This window comes from Salmonella sp. A29-2, assembly GCF_020150755.1.
GTDB classification, from domain to species: Bacteria; Pseudomonadota; Gammaproteobacteria; order Enterobacterales; family Enterobacteriaceae; genus Salmonella; species Salmonella enterica.
Genome location: NZ_CP083731.1, coordinates 4,751,607 through 4,771,317, shown reverse-complemented (window position 1 = coordinate 4,771,317; position 19,711 = coordinate 4,751,607). Strand labels below are relative to the sequence as shown.

General features: G+C 54.7%; 16 protein-coding genes and 4 tRNA genes. 16 read left to right on the top strand and 4 right to left on the bottom strand.

Translation table 11 applies throughout. From position 1 onward, the window contains the following. Positions 1-11 precede the first annotated feature (11 nt). The 15 genes from wecB to K8W53_RS23095 all read left to right on the top strand — a co-directional run bounded on the left by wecB (position 12) and on the right by K8W53_RS23095 (position 12,062). Positions 12-1,142: a non-hydrolyzing UDP-N-acetylglucosamine 2-epimerase gene (wecB, locus tag K8W53_RS23165; RefSeq protein ID WP_023224558.1), complete on the top strand. Its 1,131-nt coding sequence runs from the start codon at positions 12-14 to the stop codon at positions 1,140-1,142. Next, positions 1,139-2,401: a UDP-N-acetyl-D-mannosamine dehydrogenase gene (gene wecC / locus K8W53_RS23160; RefSeq protein ID WP_023224559.1), complete on the top strand. Its 1,263-nt coding sequence runs from the start codon at positions 1,139-1,141 to the stop codon at positions 2,399-2,401. The genes wecB and wecC overlap by 4 nt, the downstream gene beginning before the upstream one ends. Beyond that, complete coding sequence (rffG, locus tag K8W53_RS23155; RefSeq protein ID WP_000822143.1) at positions 2,401-3,468, top strand: dTDP-glucose 4,6-dehydratase; 1,068 nt, start codon at positions 2,401-2,403, stop codon at positions 3,466-3,468. The genes wecC and rffG overlap by 1 nt, the downstream gene beginning before the upstream one ends. Beyond that, positions 3,411-3,725 carry a sugar phosphate nucleotidyltransferase gene (locus K8W53_RS23150; RefSeq protein ID WP_223163379.1) on the top strand — a complete coding sequence of 105 codons (315 nt, stop codon included), beginning with the start codon at positions 3,411-3,413 and terminating at the stop codon, positions 3,723-3,725. Before rffG ends, K8W53_RS23150 begins: the two co-directional genes overlap by 58 nt. Beyond that, the gene (rffC, locus tag K8W53_RS23145) at positions 3,703-4,380 is read left to right on the top strand and encodes a dTDP-4-amino-4,6-dideoxy-D-galactose acyltransferase (protein WP_001145159.1); all 678 of its coding nucleotides are present in this window, start codon (positions 3,703-3,705) and stop codon (positions 4,378-4,380) included. The genes K8W53_RS23150 and rffC overlap by 23 nt, the downstream gene beginning before the upstream one ends. Before the next feature lie 4 nt (positions 4,381-4,384). Next, entirely contained in the window at positions 4,385-5,515 is a 1,131-nt protein-coding gene (rffA, locus tag K8W53_RS23140) for a dTDP-4-amino-4,6-dideoxygalactose transaminase (protein WP_000612080.1), read from the top strand. Between the two features lies 1 nt (position 5,516). Further along, the gene (gene wzxE / locus K8W53_RS23135; RefSeq protein WP_000050297.1) at positions 5,517-6,767 is read left to right on the top strand and encodes a lipid III flippase WzxE; all 1,251 of its coding nucleotides are present in this window, start codon (positions 5,517-5,519) and stop codon (positions 6,765-6,767) included. Continuing rightward, a complete protein-coding gene (locus tag K8W53_RS23130; protein ID WP_023224560.1) occupies positions 6,764-7,843 on the top strand; it encodes a TDP-N-acetylfucosamine:lipid II N-acetylfucosaminyltransferase in 1,080 nt (359 codons plus the stop codon). The genes wzxE and K8W53_RS23130 overlap by 4 nt, the downstream gene beginning before the upstream one ends. Next, entirely contained in the window at positions 7,840-9,198 is a 1,359-nt protein-coding gene (gene wzyE, locus K8W53_RS23125; RefSeq protein WP_000055605.1) for an ECA oligosaccharide polymerase, read from the top strand. The genes K8W53_RS23130 and wzyE overlap by 4 nt, the downstream gene beginning before the upstream one ends. Next, on the top strand, positions 9,195-9,935 hold the full coding sequence (gene wecG / locus K8W53_RS23120) for a lipopolysaccharide N-acetylmannosaminouronosyltransferase (RefSeq protein ID WP_023224561.1): 741 nt from the start codon (positions 9,195-9,197) through the stop codon (positions 9,933-9,935). The genes wzyE and wecG overlap by 4 nt, the downstream gene beginning before the upstream one ends. Positions 9,936-10,141: 206 nt before the next feature. After that, positions 10,142-11,527 carry a bifunctional threonine/serine APC transporter ThrP gene (gene thrP / locus K8W53_RS23115; RefSeq protein WP_000818378.1) on the top strand — a complete coding sequence of 462 codons (1,386 nt, stop codon included), beginning with the start codon at positions 10,142-10,144 and terminating at the stop codon, positions 11,525-11,527. A gap of 102 nt (positions 11,528-11,629) precedes the next feature. Further along, a tRNA-Arg gene (locus K8W53_RS23110) sits at positions 11,630-11,706 on the top strand. 54 nt (positions 11,707-11,760) lie between these two features. Further along, positions 11,761-11,836 (top strand) — tRNA-His (locus K8W53_RS23105). Between the two features lie 20 nt (positions 11,837-11,856). After that, a tRNA-Leu gene (locus K8W53_RS23100) sits at positions 11,857-11,943 on the top strand. 42 nt (positions 11,944-11,985) lie between these two features. Further along, positions 11,986-12,062: transfer RNA gene (locus K8W53_RS23095), tRNA-Pro, on the top strand. Positions 12,063-12,643: 581 nt separating this feature from the next. On the opposite strand, the gene hemY is transcribed toward K8W53_RS23095, so the two are convergent. The 4 genes from hemY to hemC are packed head-to-tail and all read right to left on the bottom strand — an operon-like array spanning position 12,644 to position 16,712. Then, positions 12,644-13,840 (bottom strand): protoheme IX biogenesis protein HemY, encoded by a 1,197-nt coding sequence (gene hemY / locus K8W53_RS23090; RefSeq protein ID WP_052939534.1) that lies wholly within the window; start codon positions 13,838-13,840, stop codon positions 12,644-12,646. Between the two features lie 2 nt (positions 13,841-13,842). Beyond that, the gene (hemX, locus tag K8W53_RS23085) at positions 13,843-15,012 is read right to left on the bottom strand and encodes a uroporphyrinogen-III C-methyltransferase (RefSeq protein ID WP_000138976.1); all 1,170 of its coding nucleotides are present in this window, start codon (positions 15,010-15,012) and stop codon (positions 13,843-13,845) included. A 21-nt stretch (positions 15,013-15,033) separates the two neighbouring features. Next, entirely contained in the window at positions 15,034-15,774 is a 741-nt protein-coding gene (gene hemD / locus K8W53_RS23080; RefSeq protein ID WP_000025495.1) for a uroporphyrinogen-III synthase, read from the bottom strand. Further along, positions 15,771-16,712 (bottom strand): hydroxymethylbilane synthase, encoded by a 942-nt coding sequence (hemC, locus tag K8W53_RS23075; RefSeq protein ID WP_058654864.1) that lies wholly within the window; start codon positions 16,710-16,712, stop codon positions 15,771-15,773. Before hemC ends, hemD begins: the two co-directional genes overlap by 4 nt. 376 nt (positions 16,713-17,088) lie before the next feature. Here hemC and cyaA point away from each other — a divergent pair, with 376 nt between their 5' ends. Then, positions 17,089-19,635 carry a class I adenylate cyclase gene (cyaA, locus tag K8W53_RS23070; protein ID WP_000281718.1) on the top strand — a complete coding sequence of 849 codons (2,547 nt, stop codon included), beginning with the start codon at positions 17,089-17,091 and terminating at the stop codon, positions 19,633-19,635. Positions 19,636-19,711 lie beyond the last annotated feature (76 nt).

The window sequence follows — 19,711 nt, the reverse complement described above, 5'->3', positions numbered from 1 at the left end:
AGAGAATCGATGTGAAAGTACTGACTGTATTTGGTACACGACCGGAGGCCATTAAGATGGCGCCTCTGGTCCATGCGCTGGAAAAAGATCCTCATTTCGAGGCCAAAGTATGCGTTACTGCGCAGCATCGGGAGATGCTTGATCAGGTATTAACTCTTTTTTCTATTGTGCCTGATTTCGATCTCAACATTATGCAGCCGGGACAGGGGTTGACGGAAATTACCTGCCGAATTCTGGAGGGATTAAAGCCGATCCTGGCAGATTTTAAACCTGATGTGGTGCTGGTTCATGGCGATACCACCACTACGATTGCTACCAGCCTGGCGGCTTTTTATCAACGAATTCCGGTAGGGCACGTAGAAGCCGGGTTGCGAACCGGCGATCTCTATTCCCCCTGGCCGGAAGAGGCAAACCGCACGCTGACCGGACATCTGGCGATGTACCACTTTGCGCCGACGGAAAACTCGCGGCAGAATCTGTTGCGGGAGAACATTCCGGATGAGCGCATTTTTGTCACTGGCAATACCGTTATTGACGCGCTGATCTGGGTACGCGATCGCGTTCTGACGAGCGATACATTACAGGCTGAACTGGCCGAGCAGTATCCTTTCCTCAACGCGAATAAGAAGATGATTTTGGTGACCGGTCATCGGCGTGAAAGCTTTGGTCAGGGCTTTGAGCATATCTGCCAGGCGCTGGCGGAAATCGCCGCCGCGAACCAGAATGTGCAAATTGTCTATCCGGTGCATCTCAATCCCAACGTCAGCGAACCTGTCAACCGTATCCTCGGCCATGTTGAAAACGTGGTACTGATTGAGCCGCAGAACTACTTACCTTTTGTCTGGCTGATGAATCACGCCTGGCTCATTCTGACCGATTCCGGCGGTATTCAGGAAGAAGCGCCGTCATTAGGTAAGCCGGTATTGGTCATGCGTGAAACCACAGAGCGTCCGGAAGCCATTACCGCTGGTACGGTAAGACTGATCGGCACGGATTCCCGGCGCATTGTGGCGGAAGTTATGCGTCTGCTGCACGACGAAAATGAATATCAAACCATGAGCCGCGCCCATAATCCTTATGGTGACGGGCAATCATGCGCGCGCATTTTACAGGCGTTAAAAAGTTATCGGGTATCGTTATGAGTTTTACGACCATTTCTGTTATTGGGCTGGGGTATATCGGATTACCGACTGCGGCCGCTTTTGCTTCCCGCCAGAAGCAGGTTATCGGCGTGGATATCAACCAACATGCGGTAGACACCATAAATCGCGGTGAAATTCACATCGTGGAGCCGGCGTTGGGCAATGTGGTGAAGATGGCGGTGGAAGGCGGCTTTCTGCGTGCGACGACGACACCTGTCGAGGCCGATGCGTACCTGATTGCCGTGCCGACGCCATTCAAAGGCGATCACGACCCTGACATGGCCTATGTGGAAGCCGCGGCGAAATCCATTGCGCCGGTATTAAAAAAAGGGGCACTGGTGATTCTGGAATCAACATCGCCGGTCGGCGCAACGGAGCAAATGGCCGGCTGGCTGGCCGGGATGCGCCCGGATCTGACCTTTCCCCAGCAGGCGGGCGAGCAGGCCGACGTGAATATCGCCTATTGTCCGGAGCGTGTGCTGCCGGGTCAGGTGATGGTGGAACTCATTAAAAATGACCGCGTGATTGGCGGTATGACGCCAGTATGTTCGGCTCGCGCCAGCGCGCTGTACAAAATTTTCCTTGAGGGCGAATGCGTTGTCACCAACTCGCGCACCGCAGAGATGTGCAAGCTGACGGAAAATAGCTTCCGTGATGTGAATATCGCCTTTGCGAATGAATTGTCGCTGATTTGCGCCGAACAGGGGATTAACGTCTGGGAATTGATCCGCCTGGCGAACCGCCATCCGCGCGTCAATATTTTGCAGCCGGGCCCAGGCGTTGGCGGGCACTGCATTGCGGTCGATCCGTGGTTTATTGTGGCGCAAAATCCGCAGCAGGCGAGACTGATTCGCACCGCGCGTGAAGTGAACGACGGCAAACCGCACTGGGTGGTCGATCAGGTAAAAGCCGCGGTCGCAGATTGCCTGGCGGCCACCGATAAACGCGCCAGCGAAGTGAAAATCGCCTGTTTTGGGCTGGCCTTTAAGCCGAATATCGACGATCTGCGCGAAAGCCCGGCGATGGGGATCGCGCAAAGTATCGCCCGCTGGCACAGCGGCGAAACCCTGGTCGTCGAACCGAATATCCATCAGTTGCCGAAAAAATTGGACGGACTTTGCACGCTGGCGAAACTGGACGCGGCGCTGGCCGCCGCCGATGTGCTGGTGATGCTGGTCGATCACGACGAATTTAAAGCGATTCCCGGCGATGCGGTTTATCAACGTTATGTGGTTGATACCAAAGGAGTCTGGCGCTGATGAAACGCATTCTGGTGACCGGCGGCGCAGGCTTTATCGGATCTGCGGTGGTGCGGCATATCATCCATGAAACGGCAGACGCGGTGGTGGTGGTGGATAAACTCACCTATGCGGGCAACCTGATGTCTCTGGCGTCGGTGGCGCAAAGCGACCGTTTCGCCTTTGAGAAGGTGGATATCTGCGATCGGGCATCACTGGAGCGAGTTTTCCAGCAGTATCAGCCCGATAGCGTGATGCACCTGGCGGCGGAAAGCCATGTAGACCGTTCCATCGACGGCCCGGCGGCGTTTATTGAAACGAATATCGTTGGTACTTACACCTTGCTGGAAGCCGCTCGCGCTTACTGGTCCGCGCTTGACGCGGACGCTAAAGCGGCGTTCCGCTTCCACCATATCTCCACCGATGAAGTGTATGGCGATCTGCATACTGCAGACGATTTCTTCACCGAAACCACGCCATATGCGCCAAGCAGCCCTTATTCCGCCTCCAAAGCCAGCAGCGACCATCTGGTACGCGCCTGGTTACGTACCTACGGTCTGCCTACGCTTGTCACCAACTGCTCTAATAACTACGGGCCCTACCATTTCCCGGAAAAACTGATCCCGCTGATGATTCTGAACGCGCTGGCGGGTAAACCATTGCCGGTCTATGGCAACGGTCAGCAAATTCGCGACTGGCTGTATGTGGAGGATCATGCCCGTGCGTTGTATCACGTGGTGACGAACGGTGCGGTGGGCGAAACGTATAATATTGGCGGTCATAACGAACGTAAAAATCTGGATGTGGTCAGGACGATCTGCGCTCTGTTGGAGGAACTGGCCCCGCAAAAACCGCAGGGTGTAGCGAATTATCACGATCTGATTACCTTCGTCGACGATCGACCCGGCCATGACTTACGTTATGCCATCGACGCGTCGAAAATCGCCCGCGAGCTGGGCTGGACGCCGCAGGAAACCTTCGAAAGCGGGATGCGAAAAACCGTTCAGTGGTATCTCGCCAATGAGGCCTGGTGGAAACCCGTGCAGGATGGCAGTTATCAGGGCGAACGCTTAGGTCTGAAACGCTAAACGACAGGTTCTTACTCCTGGAGGAGAAACGAATGAAAGGCATCATTCTGGCCGGAGGTTCCGGTACCCGGTTGCATCCCATTACGCGCGGTGTGTCAAAGCGCCAGGGCTTCAAAATTGCCTGTCTGGAGGAGATTGCCTGGCGCAACGGCTGGTTGGATGATGATGGTTTGAAACGCGCCGCCAGTCAGCTTGAAAAAACCGGCTATGGCCAATATTTACTGGAGTTGCTCCGTGCCCGTCCGCGCCAGTATTGAACCGTTACTCTGGGAAAATACGTTCTTTGGCGTGAATAGCGGCATTGTGCGTATCGATGCCTCAGCGCCCGAATTAACGCCAGAAGCGCTGCAGGCGTGGCAACGCGTGCAGGTAAAAGTGCCGGCTGAAAACATCGCCTGGCTGTCGGCGTTGCAATCGCTGGGATTCTCTTTGGTTGAAGGCGAGGTGGATTTTGCGTTGCCGGTAAAAGGGCATAGCGACCAGCATGGCGCGGAAATTGCACACCTTAAAGACATTCCTGCTTTGCGTCAGTTGGCCGGAGAGGCGTTTACGCAGAGTCGTTTTCGCGCGCCGTGGTATGCGCCCGATGCCAGCGCCCGTTTTTACGCCCAGTGGATTGAGAATGCGGTACGCGGCACGTTTGATCACCAATGCCTGGTGCTTCGCACGGAGACAGGCGCTATCCGCGGTTACGTCTCGCTGCGGGAATTGAATGATACCGACGCGCGCATCGGTCTGTTGGCCGGACGCGGCGCGGGAGCGGAACTTATGCAGGCGGCGATCTGTTGGGCGCAGAGTCGCGGCAAAGCAACATTGCGGGTGGCGACCCAGTTGGGCAACACCGCCGCGCTTAAACGTTACATACAAAGCGGTGCCAACATCGAAAGCACTGCGTACTGGTTATACAGGTGACAACATGATTCCTTTTAATGCGCCGCCGGTGGTGGGAACCGAACTCGAATACATGCAGTCTGCAATGAGCAGCGGCAAACTGTGCGGCGACGGCGGCTTTACGCGCCGTTGCCAGCAGTGGCTGGAGCAACATTTCGGCAGCGCGAAGGTGTTGCTGACGCCTTCCTGTACCGCGTCGCTGGAGATGGCGGCTCTGTTGTTGGATATTCAGCCCGGCGATGAAGTGATCATGCCGAGCTTTACGTTTGTCTCCACCGCTAACGCTTTTGTCCTGCGCGGCGCGAAAATTGTGTTTGTCGATATTCGTCCGGATACGATGAATATTGACGAAACGCTGATTGAGGCGGCGATTACTGATAAAACCCGCGCTATCGTGCCGGTACACTACGCTGGCGTCGCTTGTGAAATGGATGTCATCATGGCGCTGGCGGATAAGTATAATCTGTTCGTTGTCGAGGATGCCGCCCAGGGCGTGATGTCCACGTACAAAGGGCGCGCGTTAGGAACGATCGGTCACATCGGCTGTTTTAGCTTCCATGAAACCAAAAATTACACCGCTGGCGGCGAAGGCGGCGCGACGCTGATCAACGATCGTACGCTGATTGAACGCGCGGAGATCATCCGCGAAAAAGGCACCAACCGCAGCCAGTTCTTCCGTGGTCAGGTGGATAAATACACCTGGCGGGATATCGGCTCCAGTTATTTGATGTCCGATCTGCAGGCTGCCTACCTGTGGGCGCAACTGGAGGCCGCCGATCGTATCAATCAACAGCGTCTGTCGCTGTGGCAGACTTACTACGATGCGTTAACGCCGCTGGCGCGCGCCGGGCGTATCGAGCTGCCTTCTATTCCGGAAAACTGCGGGCATAATGCCCACATGTTTTACATCAAACTGCGGGATATCGCCGATCGCAGCGCGCTGATTAATTTCCTGAAAGAGGCGGAAATCATGGCGGTATTCCATTACATTCCGCTGCATGATTGTCCGGCGGGCGATAAATTTGGCGAGTTTATCGGGGACGATGTCTACACCACAAAAGAGAGCGAACGTTTGTTGCGTCTGCCGCTGTTTTATAATCTTGCGCCCGTCGATCAACGAACGGTGATTACTACCTTGCTAAATTATTTCTCCTGATATGTCGCTTGCTAAAGCCTCCCTGTGGACGGCGGTCAGTACGCTGGTAAAAATTGGCGCCGGACTGCTGGTGGTGAAACTACTGGCCGTCTCTTTTGGTCCGGCGGGCGTCGGACAAGCGGGTAACTTCCGCCAGATGATCACCGTGCTGGGCGTATTGGCTGGCGCGGGGATATTTAACGGCGTTACCAAACTTGTCGCACAACATCATGATAACCCGGCGCAGTTACGTACCGTGGTGGGAACCTCCTCCGCGATGGTATTGGGGTTCTCTACGCTGCTGGCGCTGGTCTTCCTGCTGGCGGCGGCGCCGATTAGCCAGGGACTGTTCGGTCATACGGACTATCAAGGGCTGGTGCGTCTGGTTGCGCTGGTACAAATGGGGATCGCCTGGGCGAACCTGCTGCTGGCGCTAATGAAGGGCTTTCGTGACGCGTCGGGTAATGCCTTATCGTTAATTGTCGGCAGCTTTTTGGGCGTTGCCGCCTGGTATCTCTGCTACCGTGTCGGCGGCTATGAAGGCGCTCTGCTTGGCCTGGCGCTGGTGCCGGCGCTGGTGGTAGTGCCAGCCGGTATGATACTGATTAAGCGCGGCACCGTCCCGCTACGCTATCTCAAGCCCTCCTGGGACAACGGTCTGGCAGGGCAGCTCAGTAAATTTACCCTGATGGCGCTGATTACCTCCGTTACGATGCCGGTCGCCTATGTGATGATGCGAAACCAACTGGCCGCGCACTATAGCTGGAGCGATGTCGGGATCTGGCAGGGCGTAAGCAGCATTTCTGATGCCTATCTGCAATTTATCACCGCCTCCTTCAGCGTTTACCTGTTACCCACGCTCTCACGCCTGACGGAAAAACAGGACATTACGCGTGAAGTGGTAAAAGCGCTGAAATTTGTTTTACCGGCGGTCGCGGCGGCGAGTTTTACCGTCTGGCTACTGCGCGATTTTGCTATCTGGCTGCTTTTTTCCGCCAAATTCACCGCGATGCGCGATCTGTTCGCCTGGCAGTTAGTGGGCGACGTGCTGAAAGTCGGCGCCTATGTTTTCGGTTATCTGGTGATTGCCAAAGCGTCGTTGCGATTTTACATTCTGGCTGAAATTAGCCAGTTCATTCTGTTAACGGCGTTCGCTCACTGGCTGATTCCCGCTCACGGCGCGCTGGGTGCGGCACAGGCTTATATGGCCACTTATATTGTCTATTTTTCACTTTGTTGCGGCGTATTTTTACTCTGGCGTAGGCGAGCATGACTGTACTGATTCACGTCCTGGGATCGGATATCCCTCACCATAACCACACCGTGCTGCGGTTTTTCAATGATACGCTGGCCGCCACAAGCGAGCACGCGCGCGAATTTATGGTTGCCGGCGAAGATAACGGTTTCACGGAAAGCTGTCCGGCGCTCTCGCTTCGTTTTTATGGCAGTAAGAAAGCGTTGGCGCAGGCGGTCATCGCCAAAGCGAAAGCAAATCGTCGACAGAGATTCTTCTTTCACGGTCAGTTCAACACCAGCCTGTGGCTGGCGCTGTTAAGCGGCGGTATTAAGCCAGCTCAGTTTTACTGGCATATCTGGGGCGCGGATCTCTACGAAGTGTCCCACGGGCTGAAATTCCGCCTTTTCTACCCACTTCGTCGTATCGCGCAGGGGCGAGTAGGGGGCGTATTCGCGACGCGCGGCGATCTCAGCTATTTTGCGCGTCAGCATCCGGACGTACGCGGCGAGTTGCTCTATTTCCCGACGCGCATGGATCCTTCCCTGAATGCTATGGCAAAAGAGCGCCAACGTGCGGGGAAATTGACCATTTTGGTAGGGAACTCCGGCGATCGCAGTAACCAACATATTGCGGCGTTACGGGCGGTGTATCAGCAGTTTGGCGACACGGTAAACGTGGTGGTGCCGATGGGCTATCCGGCCAATAAGCAGGCCTATATTGATGAGGTTCGTCAGGCCGGCCTGGCGCTATTTAGCGCCGAAAATCTACAAATTCTTAGCGAAAAAATGGAATTTGATGCCTATCTTGCGCTGTTGCGCCAGTGCGACCTCGGTTATTTTATTTTTGCCCGCCAACAGGGGATCGGGACGTTGTGTCTGCTAATTCAGGCCGATATCCCGTGCGTGTTGAGTCGCGACAATCCTTTCTGGCAGGATATGGCGGAACAGCATCTGCCCGTCCTGTTTACCACGGACGATCTTAATGAGCAGGTCGTGCGCGAGGCGCAGCGTCAGCTCGCATCGTTAGATAAAAGCGGCATCACCTTCTTTAGCCCCAACTACCTGCAACCGTGGCATAATGCGTTGAGAATCGCCGCAGGAGAAGCCGAATGAGTTTAATGCAATTCAGCGGGCTGCTGGTGGTCTGGCTGCTCTCTACGCTGTTTATCGCCACGCTGACCTGGTTTGAATTCCGCCGCGTGCGTTTTAACTTCAACGTTTTCTTTTCGTTGCTGTTTTTGTTGACCTTCTTTTTTGGTTTTCCGCTAACCAGCGTGCTGGTATTTCGTTTCGACGTTGGCGTCGCGCCGCCGGAAATCTTATTGCAGGCTCTATTATCCGCCGCCTGTTTCTACGGCGTGTATTACGTGACCTATAAAACGCGTTTACGCAAACGCGTTGTGGATGTACCACGCAAGCCGCTATTTACCATGAACCGGGTGGAAACCCACCTTACCTGGGTGATCCTGATGGGCATCGCGCTAGTGAGCGTGGCGATTTTCTTTATGCATAACGGCTTTTTGCTGTTCCGGCTGCACTCCTACAGCCAGATCTTTTCCAGCGAAGTCTCCGGCGTGGCGTTAAAACGGTTCTTCTATTTCTTCATTCCGGCGATGCTGGTGGTCTATTTCCTGCGCCAGGACAGCAAAGCGTGGCTGTTCTTTCTGGTGAGCACCGTCGCGTTTGGTCTGTTGACCTACATGATTGTCGGCGGCACGCGCGCTAACATCATTATTGCGTTTGCTATCTTCCTGTTTATCGGCATTATTCGGGGCTGGATCAGCCTGTGGATGCTGGCAGCGGCGGGCGTGCTGGGGATTGTCGGTATGTTCTGGCTGGCGCTCAAACGCTACGGATTAAATGTGAGCGGCGATGAGGCGTTCTATACGTTTCTTTATCTGACGCGCGATACCTTTTCGCCGTGGGAGAATCTGGCGCTGCTGTTGCAAAATTACCACAATATCGATTTTCAGGGGCTGGCCCCTATCGTGCGTGATTTCTACGTCTTTATTCCCACCTGGTTATGGCCGGGACGACCCAGTATCGTGCTGAATTCTGCGAATTACTTCACCTGGGAAGTCCTGAACAACCATTCTGGCCTGGCGATATCGCCAACGCTTATCGGATCGCTGGTGGTCATGGGCGGGGCGCTGTTTATTCCGCTCGGCGCGATCGTCGTCGGGCTGATTATCAAATGGTTCGACTGGCTGTATGAACTGGGTAACCGGGAGCCCAATCGCTATAAGGCGGCGATTCTGCACAGTTTCTGCTTTGGCGCCATCTTTAATATGATTGTGCTGGCGCGAGAAGGGCTGGATTCGTTTGTCTCGCGCGTGGTTTTCTTCCTGGTGGTTTTTGGCGCCAGCCTGCTGGTCGCTAAGCTTCTGTTCTGGTTATTTGATAGCGCCGGACTGATTCATAAACGTACAACTTCGCTCCCTCAGGCACAGGTGGAAGGAAAACTATGACCAACAATGCCGCTGCGCCCCTTTACTCGCTGCGTGGATTACCTCTGATTGGCTGGCGCGACATGTCACACGCGCTGAATTATCTGTTTGCCGATGGACAACTGAAGCAAGGCACGTTGGTGGCGATCAACGCCGAAAAACTGCTGACGGCGGAAGATAATCCGGAAGTCCGCGCGTTGATAGCGGCGGCGGAATTTAAATATGCCGATGGCATCAGCGTGGTGCGTTCAATACGTAAAAAATTTCCGCAGGCGCAGGTTTCTCGCGTGGCTGGTGCCGACCTTTGGGAAGCGTTAATGGCGCGCGCGGGGAAAGAAGGCACACCGGTATTTCTTGTCGGCGGCAAGCCTGAGGTGCTGGCGCAGACGGAAGCAAAACTGCGGACGCAGTGGAACGTCAATATTGTGGGTAGCCAGGACGGTTACTTTACGCCGGAGCAGCGTCAGGCGCTATTTGCGCGTATCCATGCCAGCAGCGCGAAAATTGTCACCGTTGCGATGGGATCGCCAAAACAGGAATTACTCATGCGCGATTGTCGGGAAGTGCATCCCCATGCGCTATATATGGGGGTGGGCGGTACCTATGATGTGTTTACCGGTCACGTCAAACGCGCCCCAAAAATATGGCAGAACCTGGGGCTGGAGTGGTTGTATCGTCTGCTTTCGCAACCGAAGCGTATTACCCGCCAGATGCGTCTGCTGCGCTACCTTCGCTGGCACTATACTGGCGATCTCTAATTCTCCCTTCTGATGACTTGAGCAGCGGATTGTGCTTATGGCGCTGCTCATTTACAACATAATCGATGATTTCTTACACAATAAGTGCATTTTTTTAATGCTCCATTTGCCATTTGTCCAAATTTAAGAAAATATTCGCAACAATCGATGTACCCATAACAATAACCGGTACTACCGGAACCGTTGCAAACACGACATGAGGATTTATGGCAGAGAAAAAACCGGAGCTACAGCGTGGGCTGGAAGCTCGTCATATTGAATTGATTGCCCTCGGGGGCACCATCGGCGTCGGACTCTTTATGGGCGCCGCCAGTACGCTGAAATGGGCGGGCCCGTCAGTGCTGCTGGCGTATATCATCGCCGGATTGTTCGTCTTTTTCATCATGCGTTCGATGGGGGAGATGCTCTTTCTGGAACCTGTTACCGGCTCCTTTGCCGTGTACGCCCACCGGTATATGAGTCCTTTTTTTGGCTATCTTACCGCCTGGTCATACTGGTTTATGTGGATGGCGGTCGGGATCTCGGAAATTACCGCCATTGGGGTCTACGTCCAGTTCTGGTTTCCGGAGATGGCGCAGTGGATACCGGCGCTGATTGCCGTCGGACTGGTTGCGTTGGCGAATTTGGCTGCGGTGCGCCTGTATGGTGAAATCGAGTTCTGGTTTGCGATGATCAAAGTCACCACGATTATTGTGATGATCATCATCGGCCTGGGGGTGATTTTCTTCGGCTTTGGTAACGGCGGCCAGGCGATTGGCTTTGGTAATCTGACCGAGCATGGCGGCTTTTTTGCCGGCGGCTGGAAAGGCTTTCTGACCGCATTATGTATCGTGGTGGCCTCTTATCAGGGGGTTGAGTTGATCGGTATTACCGCCGGTGAAGCGAAGAATCCGCAGGTGACGTTGCGTAGCGCGGTGGGTAAAGTGCTGTGGCGTATCCTGATTTTTTATGTTGGCGCGATTTTCGTGATCGTCACCATTTTCCCGTGGAATGAGATTGGCAGCAACGGCAGCCCCTTTGTACTCACCTTCGCGAAAATCGGCATCACCGCCGCGGCGGGCATTATCAACTTTGTCGTGCTGACGGCGGCGCTCTCCGGCTGTAACAGCGGAATGTATAGCTGTGGGCGTATGCTTTACGCGCTGGCGAAAAACCGTCAACTGCCGGCGGCAGTCGCGAAAGTCTCTCGCCACGGCGTGCCGGTCGCGGGCGTGGCGCTCTCTATTTTGATTTTGCTGGTAGGTTCTTGCCTGAACTACATCATCCCCAATCCGCAGCGCGTCTTTGTTTACGTTTATAGCGCCAGCGTACTGCCGGGGATGGTGCCGTGGTTTGTCATTCTGATTAGCCAACTGCGCTTTCGTCGGGCGCATAAAGAAGCGATTGCGGATCATCCTTTTCGTTCCATTATGTTCCCGTGGGCGAACTATTTGACGATGGCGTTTCTGGTTTGCGTTTTAATCGGCATGTACTTTAATGAAGATACGCGCATGTCGCTGTTTGTCGGCGTCATCTTCCTGCTGGCCGTCACGCTGGTCTACAAAGTTTTCGGCCTGAATCGTCACGGAACCGCCCACAAGGTGGGGGAATAAGCGCCAAAATGCGCAAAGCATAACCAAACGCGCATTTTATTTAAAAAGGCACTGGACAGCGGGGTGTGAAGTCCGTATTATCCACCCCCGCAACGGCGCTAAGCGCCCGTAGCTCAGCTGGATAGAGCGCTGCCCTCCGGAGGCAGAGGTCTCAGGTTCGAATCCTGTCGGGCGTACCATTTATTTAGGTGCTTGAGCTGCGGTGGTTTAATACCGCGTAAAAAGTTTCAGTGGTGGCTATAGCTCAGTTGGTAGAGCCCTGGATTGTGATTCCAGTTGTCGTGGGTTCGAATCCCATTAGCCACCCCATTAATATAGAGTTGTGAAACGCGAAGGTGGCGGAATTGGTAGACGCGCTAGCTTCAGGTGTTAGTGTCCTTACGGACGTGGGGGTTCAAGTCCCCCCCCTCGCACCACGACTCAATGAATTGAACTAAAAATTCAAAAAAGCAGTATATCGGCGAGTAGCGCAGCTTGGTAGCGCAACTGGTTTGGGACCAGTGGGTCGGAGGTTCGAATCCTCTCTCGCCGACCAATTTTGAACCCCGCTTCGGCGGGGTTTTTTGTTTTCTGTTCATTTTCAACTACTTATCCCGCACGTGTTGCCATTATGGTTTATTGGCGATATCCCAGACTTTATTTGTCGCTATTCGGTGACGAATAATCTATTGATTTATAATCACTTTATAAAAAACATCCTGTTCTGTCTCCGCCGGGCGACACGCTAAAACCTCGCCAGCGGCGGGGGGATGACAATCGCGTGAATTCTCTACGTTTTTTTAATGCCTGCGCCTGTTTTTTAGCGGTGCAAAGATGGCACGTTATGTGCAATAATGTACGGGTAGATGCTCATTCCATCTCTTATGTTCGCCTTCTGGCCTCATAAACTCAGGAATGATGCAGAGCCGTTTACGGTGCTTATCGTCCACTGACAGATGTCGCTTACGCCTCATCAAACACCCTGGACACAACGTTGAGTGAAGCACCCCTTTATGTTGTCATACAGACCTGTTTTGACGCCTGCCCCTTAACCGGGCAGGCGTTTTTTTATGCATTCCGAATGATTTTGCGTAGGCGGTAAGCCCGGTAAGCGAAGCGCCACCGGGCAAGAGGGAATTACTGCGGGGGATTGTTCTGTAATGTCAGCATCAAGCCATCGCGCCGCATGGCGGCGGCCTCTTCCGGTTGATGCAGTCGATCAAGCGCATCGGCAAGCCAGGCATAATCATACGCGTCCGGGCGTTGTTTTAGCGCGGCGCGGAAAGCCAGGGTCGCCTCCTGCCATTCACCGTGTTTCATTAGCGACTGGCCGAGCGTGCTCCATAACAGCGGGCGATCGCCTACCGTCTTGATTTGCTGGCGCAGCACTTTCTCCAGTTGTTCCGGATTATTGGTTCTGAGGCGAGGAATGGGCAGCACCAGCCGATCGTCATACTGGCGTTTCAGACCGTCGATGATAATCTGCTGCGCCATATCATGATCGTCACACTCGATCAGATGCTCGGCCATCGCGACCTGCAGCGCCACCTGATGGCGGGTTTTACGGCTTTGGTTTTTCCACCAGGTGCGTAATCCTTCGCTGCCCTGCTCGGCGCGCGCCTGATCCATGAATCCTATCCACGCCTGTTGTTCGAGCATGGCGCGATGCGCTTCATCGCCGACGTGCGCTTTCGCCATGGATGGGATGATATCCAGTAAAGAACTCCATGCGCTGGTGCGAATATAGGCCTGCTCCGCCAGACGCAGAACTTCCGGGTGACGCGGCGTGACCTCCAGCAGTTTGTCCACGCCGTGACGCGCCGCGTGATTTTCATTGCGCGCCAGCTGTAAGCGCACGCGTGTGATCTCGACCGGGATGGTGTCGTTCCCCGCCAGCTCTGCCGCACGTTCAAGGTGCTGATTAGCGCGTGCTTCATCGCCGCGCTGCTGCGCCGCTTCTGCCGCCAGCAGATAATTTACCACCGGTTGTTCAGCATGGTCGGCATTTTTTGACATCAGCTTTTCAACCTGCTGATAGTCGCCCTCCGCCAGCTTCAGCAGCGCCTGTTCGGTCTGCTTGCGGGCGCGACGGCGTTTACGGCCGGCAAACCAACCGCGGGTGTGCGCGCCGGTACGAAACAGACGGCGTAGCAACCACTCAATGGCGAATAGCGCCACCATAGCGACGATGAGAATGATCGCCAGGCCGGTGACGCTGGTTTCAATGTTATAGTTATCGGTCTGGATTAACACATAGCCCTGGTGACCGGCTATCATCGGGCCGACCACGATACCCGCAAGCAACAACACAAAGAGCAATAATACTTTTAGCATCATTATTCTCCTTGCGGCGCGGCTGCCGGAGCGTCTGTCTGCGTGGCAGGCGCTGCCGTAGAGACTGTCGGTTGCGCCAGCAGATTACGCACGCGGGTTTGCATCAGTTTTTCAAGAATCGCCTGGCTTCCCAGGGTTTCCGGCAGATCCATCGTGATATTTTGCTGGCTTAATTTATCGACCTCCTCCAGGAAGGCTTTTGTCGCGGCGTCGTCAGTATCGTAATAAGCGCGAACCCAGGTCGAAACGTTATCCAGCGCCTGACGGTATGTTTCTTCCTGATGGCGTGGCACGGCCTGCGCGGCGACTAACAGGCGGGAGCGAATATTTTCGCGTAAATAGACGTCCTGGTTGGGCGCCAACAGCGGTACGGCGGTATCATCGCGGCGGCGAATGGTAATAAAGCTGTCCATAAAGTTCTGCCAGCTTTTTTGCAGGTTAACGCGCCATTCGCTTAGCGAGCTGGACAGCTCGCTGCTGTCTGAATCCATCGGCGAACCATCAGTATCGTTATCCGCCAGACGCAGGTTATCGATTTGGTTAGAGAGCTGATTGAGCTTGAGAATAATGCCGTCGTAGTCGATCTGCGCAACGGATGACAGGCTGGCGATATCGTCAGTAATCGCGCGTCGTGCGGTAATCAGGCTGGGGTCATTCATGTCCGCCAGACTGGCGTCAGCGCTTTTGAGCAGCGCAGCGGCGGTAGTGACGTCCTGATCGCTCCACAGCTTACGTCCGGCGAGTTTCACCAGGAAATCAGCCTGCGCCAGCAGCCAGGTTTTAGCATCGCTGCCGGAAATAGTGGCGACTTTTTGTTGTACTTCATCAAGCTGTTTCGCCAGCGCCGCCTGTTGGCGATTCGCGTCATCTAACTGCGCCGCTTGTTTTTTGATAATCCCTTCCAGCTCCGCTTTTTGGCTCTCCTGCGCCTTTTGCAAGGCGGTCAGTTGCGTCGCCAGCGCATCGCTGGTTTCCGTTTGCGCGGTTGCCTGCTGTTTTCCCCAGCCATAAAGCCCAATACCTGCCGCCAGGGCAATCGCAATCGCCACCGCGCTTAATACCAGCGCGGCGCCGTTCTTACTTTTTTTCTCGGTATTAACTGGCTGTGGCGTGGTTTCCACGGTCTCCCTGGTCTCATCAACCACGGCGGAGGATTTTTCTTGTTCCGTCATTATGGCATCCCATTATGAGAGTTATTGTAATGCGCGCAACAGCGCATCGTTGTCGGCGTTATCAGCGACCTTAATATCTTGCCAGCCCAGCTCCCGGGCGAGGTGCGCCAGACGTTCACTGACGACCAATAGCCGACAGCGTAGTAACCAGTGCTCACGATACCACTGGGGAGTCAGCGACCAGAGCCGTTGCAACATCTCGCCGCTGGTAACAACAAGCGTTGTTACGCCGCGAGTATGCCAGCGCATCGCTTCTTCCGCGCCATCGTAATGTTTCGCACATCGTTGATAACATTCACAAAAACTGACTTCGGCTCCGCGAGCTGTCAGGGTTTCGCCCAGCAGTTCGCGGCCGCCATTGCCACGCAAAATCAGCGCGCGTTTGCCCGCAATATTTTGTAATTCAGGTAATTGTAGCAAGGCTTCGCTGATTTCCCGATCCAATGGATAACGAATATCGAACCCGCTAACGGTATGAAGGGCGAGCGCCGTGGTGCGGCCAATCGCGAAATAGCGCGGCGACGCAGGCCAGTTTCGGCCATCCCGCTGGAGCTGGGCGTGAGCAAAGGCGACGGCGTGCTGTGAAAGGGCAAAAACCAGATCGTTTTCCGTCAGTGTCGCCAGGCGGTCGGCCAGGGTGGGTAGCTCCCGGCCGGCGACAAATTCAATCAGTGGAAAACTCCAGGCCACCTGCCCCAGTGCGCGCAGACGGCTCACTAACGCTTCCCCTGCGGGAGAGGGGCGGGTGATCAGAATACTCATGCGGGCGTCTCGCCGTTATAAACTTCCGTCAGAATCGCGCGCGCGCCGTTTTCCAGTAGTTCCTCTGCAAGCGAGATGCCCATTTGCTCCGCCTGCTCGGGAGAACCACGACGTTCGCCGCGCACCATCACCGAACCGTCCGGCGCGCCAACCAGCGCGCGTAGCCAAATTTCACCGTTGATGATTTCTGCATAGCTGCCAATCGGCACCTGACAACCGCCTTCCAGGCGGGTGTTCATAGCGCGTTCCGCCGTTACGCGCAGCGCGGTTTGCGAGTGATTCAACGGTGCGAGCAGCGCCTGCGTTCGCGCGTCGTCAAGACGACACTCAATTCCGACGGCACCCTGGCCTACGGCAGGAAGCGAAACGTCGGGCGGCAAGGCTGTGCGAATGCGCGACTCCAGACCTAAGCGTTTCAGGCCGGCCACGGCCAGGATAATGGCGTCATAGTCGCCGTTGTCCAGCTTGCCGAGACGTGTGCCGACGTTGCCGCGCAACGAACGGATAATGAGGTCCGGACGACGTTCCGCCAGTTGACACTGACGACGCAAACTGGACGTCCCGACGATACTACCCGCGGGCAGATCTTCCAGACTGTGATATTTATTCGAGACAAACGCGTCGCGCGGATCTTCGCGCTCGCAAATGGTCACCAGACCGAGACCGTCCGGGAAGGCCACCGGAACGTCTTTCATAGAGTGCACGGCGATATCAGCGCGCTTTTCCAGCAGCGCGATTTCAAGCTCTTTAACAAACAGTCCCTTACCGCCCACTTTCGCCAGGGGAGTATCGAGAATCACGTCGCCGCGTGTGACCATCGGCACCAGTTCTACCGTCAGTCCCGGATGGGTTGCCATCAATGCGTCTTTGACATAATGTGCCTGCCAAAGCGCAAGGGGACTTTGGCGTGTGGCAATTCTTAAAACATTGTCTAACATGCTTGTTACCGTCATTATCAATCATTGACCATCCTAACATCCTTATAGAGAGTATGTTAGTTTTCCGGTCACCGTGAGTGAGAGGATAAGGCGCAGTGTCGTCAATGACAGTGAATAATGACGAGAAACCGCCAGCCCGTATTTAAGAATTTACACGCAGCGAACGGTGCTACACTTGTATGTAGCGCATCTTTCTTTACGGTCAATGAGCAAGGTGTTAAATTGATCACGTTTTAGACCATTTTTTCGTCGGTATTGGATAAAAATATGCAGGCGAGAAAGGGTAACGGTTATTTTTGACATACGGTTTATCCCGAATGGCGACGGTCAAGTACTGACCTGCACCATGACGGGTAGCAACATCAGGCGATACGTCTTGTACCTCTATATTGAGACTCTGAAACAGAGACTGGATGCCATAAATCAACTGCGTGTGGATCGCGCGCTTGCTGCCATGGGACCCGCTTTTCAGCAGGTTTACAGTCTTCTGCCGACATTATTGCACTATCACCATCCACTGATGCCGGGTTACCTTGATGGTAACGTTCCCAGCGGTATTTGCTTCTACACGCCTGATGAAACCCAACGCCACTATCTGAACGAACTTGAGCTGTACCGCGGTATGACGCCGCAGGACCCGCCGAAGGGCGAGCTGCCGATTACCGGTGTTTACACCATGGGCAGCACCTCCTCGGTCGGGCAGAGCTGCTCGTCCGACCTGGATATCTGGGTGTGCCATCAGTCCTGGCTCGACGGCGAAGAGCGTCAGTTGCTGCAACGTAAGTGTAGCCTGCTGGAAAGCTGGGCCGCCTCGCTTGGCGTTGAGGTGAGCTTCTTCCTGATCGACGAGAACCGTTTCCGCCATAACGAAAGCGGCAGTCTGGGCGGGGAAGACTGTGGTTCTACGCAGCATATCCTGTTGCTTGATGAGTTTTATCGTACCGCTGTGCGCCTGGCCGGGAAGCGTATCCTGTGGAGTATGGTGCCGTGCGACGAAGAAGAGCATTACGACGACTATGTCATGACGCTCTACGCGCAGGGCGTATTAACGCCAAACGAATGGCTGGATCTGGGGGGCTTAAGCTCGCTCTCCGCCGAAGAGTACTTTGGCGCCAGCCTGTGGCAGCTATACAAGAGCATTGACTCGCCGTACAAAGCGGTGCTGAAAACGCTGCTGCTGGAAGCCTACTCATGGGAATATCCCAACCCACGTCTGCTGGCGAAAGATATTAAACAACGTCTGCATGACGGTGAAATCGTATCGTTTGGACTCGATCCCTACTGCATGATGCTGGAACGGGTCACTGAATACCTGACGGCGATTGAAGATCCGACGCGGCTGGATTTAGTCCGCCGCTGCTTTTACCTGAAAGTGTGCGAGAAATTAAGTCGCGAGCGCGCCTGCGTAGGCTGGCGTCGGGAAGTATTAAGCCAGTTAGTCAGCGAGTGGGGATGGGACGACGCGCGTCTGACCATGCTCGATAATCGCGCAAACTGGAAAATCGATCAGGTGCGCGAAGCCCACAACGAATTGCTCGACGCCATGATGCAGAGCTATCGTAATCTGATTCGCTTTGCGCGGCGCAACAACCTCAGCGTGAGTGCCAGCCCGCAGGATATCGGCGTACTGACGCGTAAGCTGTACGCGGCTTTTGAAGCGTTGCCGGGTAAAGTCACGCTGGTGAACCCGCAGATATCGCCGGATCTGTCCGAGCCGAATTTAACCTTTATCCATGTGCCGCCGGGACGCGCCAACCGTTCAGGCTGGTATCTCTACAACCGCGCGCCGAACATGGATTCCATCATCAGCCATCAGCCGCTGGAATATAACCGTTATCTTAATAAGCTGGTCGCGTGGGCGTGGTTCAACGGCCTGCTGACGTCGCGAACGCATCTGTTTATTAAGGGCAACGGTATTGTCGACCTGCCTAAGTTGCAGGAGATGGTCGCCGATGTTTCGCACCATTTCCCGCTGCGCTTGCCTGCTCCGACGCCGAAAGCGCTCTACAGCCCCTGTGAAATTCGCCATCTGGCGATTATCGTTAACCTCGAATATGACCCGACGGCGGCGTTTCGCAATAAGGTGGTTCATTTTGACTTCCGTAAGCTGGACGTTTTCAGCTTTGGCGAAGAGCAAAACTGTCTGATAGGCAGTATCGACTTGTTATATCGCAACTCGTGGAACGAAGTGCGTACTCTGCACTTTAACGGCGAGCAGGCGATGATCGAAGCGCTGAAAACGATTCTGGGGAAAATGCACCAGGATGCCGCGCCGCCGGATAGCGTCGAAGTGTTCTGCTACAGTCAGCATCTTCGCGGTCTGATTCGCACCCGCGTGCAGCAACTGGTCTCCGAATGTATCGAGCTACGTCTTTCCAGCACCCGTCAGGAGACCGGTCGCTTCAAGGCGCTGCGGGTTTCCGGGCAGACGTGGGGGCTATTCTTCGAACGCTTGAATGTCTCGGTGCAGAAGCTGGAGAACGCTATCGAATTCTACGGCGCGATTTCGCATAACAAGCTGCACGGGCTGTCGGTACAGGTGGAAACCAACCAGGTGAAATTGCCGTCAGTGGTGGATGGCTTCGCCAGCGAAGGGATCATCCAGTTCTTCTTTGAAGAAACGGGCGATGAGAAAGGCTTTAATATTTATATTCTGGATGAAAGTAACCGGGCGGAAGTGTATCACCACTGCGAAGGTAGCAAGGAAGAACTGGTGCGCGACGTCAGTCGCTTCTATTCGTCATCGCACGATCGCTTCACGTATGGCTCCAGTTTTATCAACTTTAACCTGCCGCAGTTCTACCAGATAGTGAAAACCGATGGCCGCGCGCAGGTGATCCCATTCCGTACGCAGCCTATCAACACCGTGCCGCCAGCAAACCAGGATCATGACGCGCCGCTATTGCAGCAGTATTTTTCGTAAGTGCTGCGCCGGGCAAAGCTGCCCGGCCGGCGTTCACCGCTTCACATTAACTTCACCCAACTTCGTTACCGTGACC

Bases quoted from the DNA above. Each gene is read 5' to 3' on its own strand.
- wecC (WP_023224559.1), top strand. From the start codon at position 1,139: ATGAGTTTTACGACCATTTCTGTTATTGGGCTGGGGTATATCGGATTA.
- rffG (WP_000822143.1), top strand. From the start codon at position 2,401: ATGAAACGCATTCTGGTGACCGGCGGCGCAGGCTTTATCGGATCTGCG.
- rffA (WP_000612080.1), top strand. From the start codon at position 4,385: ATGATTCCTTTTAATGCGCCGCCGGTGGTGGGAACCGAACTCGAATAC.
- wzxE (WP_000050297.1), top strand. From the start codon at position 5,517: ATGTCGCTTGCTAAAGCCTCCCTGTGGACGGCGGTCAGTACGCTGGTA.
- K8W53_RS23130 (WP_023224560.1), top strand. From the start codon at position 6,764: ATGACTGTACTGATTCACGTCCTGGGATCGGATATCCCTCACCATAAC.
- wzyE (WP_000055605.1), top strand. From the start codon at position 7,840: ATGAGTTTAATGCAATTCAGCGGGCTGCTGGTGGTCTGGCTGCTCTCT.
- wecG (WP_023224561.1), top strand. From the start codon at position 9,195: ATGACCAACAATGCCGCTGCGCCCCTTTACTCGCTGCGTGGATTACCT.
- thrP (WP_000818378.1), top strand. From the start codon at position 10,142: ATGGCAGAGAAAAAACCGGAGCTACAGCGTGGGCTGGAAGCTCGTCAT.
- hemY (WP_052939534.1), bottom strand. From the start codon at position 13,840: ATGCTAAAAGTATTATTGCTCTTTGTGTTGTTGCTTGCGGGTATCGTG.
- hemX (WP_000138976.1), bottom strand. From the start codon at position 15,012: ATGACGGAACAAGAAAAATCCTCCGCCGTGGTTGATGAGACCAGGGAG.
- hemD (WP_000025495.1), bottom strand. From the start codon at position 15,774: ATGAGTATTCTGATCACCCGCCCCTCTCCCGCAGGGGAAGCGTTAGTG.
- hemC (WP_058654864.1), bottom strand. From the start codon at position 16,712: ATGTTAGACAATGTTTTAAGAATTGCCACACGCCAAAGTCCCCTTGCG.